We start from the raw sequence: 1,571 nt of genomic DNA on the forward strand, positions 1-1,571 counted from the left end.
CGGCCGGGGGGGGGGGCTCGCGACCCGCGGGCGTCTTCGGCAGCACGGCCGCGATACCGGCCCCCAGCTTGGCGGCGTGACCGATCGAGATCCGCACCGGCCCGGCCTGCCCGACCCGCGCCGGACGGCCCTGCACCGCCAGTACGGCCCGGTCGTACACCACGCACGCCAGCAGCCGCAGCTCGGAGCGCGGCTCGGCGCCGTGCCCGACGGCGAGGAAGCGGGTGTGCGGCTCGGCCAGGATGCGCAGACAGGCCGTCAGATCCGGGTCGGCGCCCGGTGGGAAGCGGTGCGCCAGGCTGGCGCGCAGCGTCTCGGCGGCGTGCTCGGTGCGCGGCGACTCCAGGATGCGCAGCGGATAGGGCGGCCGATCCCGGTCGGTCTCCCGCCAGACATGGGCGAACTCGTCCGGCGTGAAAATCCAGTGCACCGTGCCGATTATGCCGTCTGTGTTCCCGCGGCCGACCGGTGCCCGCGTCCCCGGCGGCTCGCGGGGATGATCGGCGCGAGGACCGGCCGCCTCGATTCGCGGCCCGTCGTGTGTTCCGCTACCGGCCGGCATCCGGCGCCGAATCCCCACGGTGAGAGCGGTTCTCAGTAGCCGTGCTCCGGGTCGACCGGGGCCAGCAGCGCCGTGCCCGCCGCGAAGCGGGTGATGTTCTCCCGCACGTGCTCGGCGAAGGCCACCGAACGCAGGTGCGGCGGGTTGGAGTCGTGCGGGGTGATGAGCACGTTCGGCAGCGACCACAGCGGATGGCCGTCCGGCAGCGGCTCCGGGTCGGTCACGTCGAGCCCGGCGCCGCCGATGCTGTTCGTGCGCAGGGCATGCACGAGCGCGTCGGTGTCGATCAGACTGCCGCGCGCCACATTGATCACCCACGAGGTGGGCCGCAGGCGGGAGAGCGCCTCGGCGTCGACGAGATGGCGGGTCCGCGCGGTGGCAGGCGCCGCAACGACCACGTGGTCGGTGCGCGGCCACAGCCGCGGCAACCGGTCGGCGGGCACGGTCTCCACCGAGGCGGGGATGCCGGGACCGGTGACCGGACGGCCGGAGCGGTTCACCGCGACCACGCGGGCGCCGAGCGGCAGCAGCAGAGGAATCAGCGCGCGCCCGATGCCACCAGCGCCGACGATGGTGACCGTCGCGCCGCGCAACGTGCCCACGTGCGGGAAGAACTCCTGCTGCCGCCAGCTGCGGGCCCGCAGATGTTCGGGCAGATAGCGCACGCCCGCCAGCAGCAACGCCAGCGCGTGTTCGGCGACGGAGGCGGAGTACGCGCCGGCCGCGGAGGTGAATCGCACGCCGGGATGGCGCGCGAAGACGTCGCGGGCGAACCAGTCCTCGATCCCGGCCGCGGGCAGCTGCACCCAGCGCACCGGCTCGGGCAGGGTGTCGGGGAACTCCTGCGGCCCGCCCACCCAGATCAGGCCGGCGGCGGCGTCGAGATCGACCAGTTCGGCGCCCGCGTCGGCCCCCGCCCGCGCCAGCACGGCCGTGCCGCGCCCCATCGGGCCGCGCGCGATCGGCCCCCCCGCCCCCCCCCCCCCGCCCACCACCGCCCCCCCCCCCG

Annotated in this window: 2 protein-coding genes; both read right to left on the bottom strand. The window is 75.7% G+C overall.

The annotated features are described in order from the left end of the window. A partial coding sequence (locus tag QH283_RS03195) for an ESX secretion-associated protein EspG (RefSeq protein ID WP_280501521.1) occupies positions 1-430 on the bottom strand: 430 nt, incomplete at its 3' end. Between the two features lie 164 nt (positions 431-594). Further along, entirely contained in the window at positions 595-1,509 is a 915-nt protein-coding gene (locus QH283_RS03200; RefSeq protein WP_280501522.1) for a D-isomer specific 2-hydroxyacid dehydrogenase family protein, read from the bottom strand. Positions 1,510-1,571 lie beyond the last annotated feature (62 nt).

It is taken from the genome of Nocardia farcinica (genome assembly GCF_029867845.1).
In the GTDB taxonomy this organism is placed as follows: Bacteria; Actinomycetota; Actinomycetes; order Mycobacteriales; family Mycobacteriaceae; genus Nocardia; species Nocardia farcinica_A.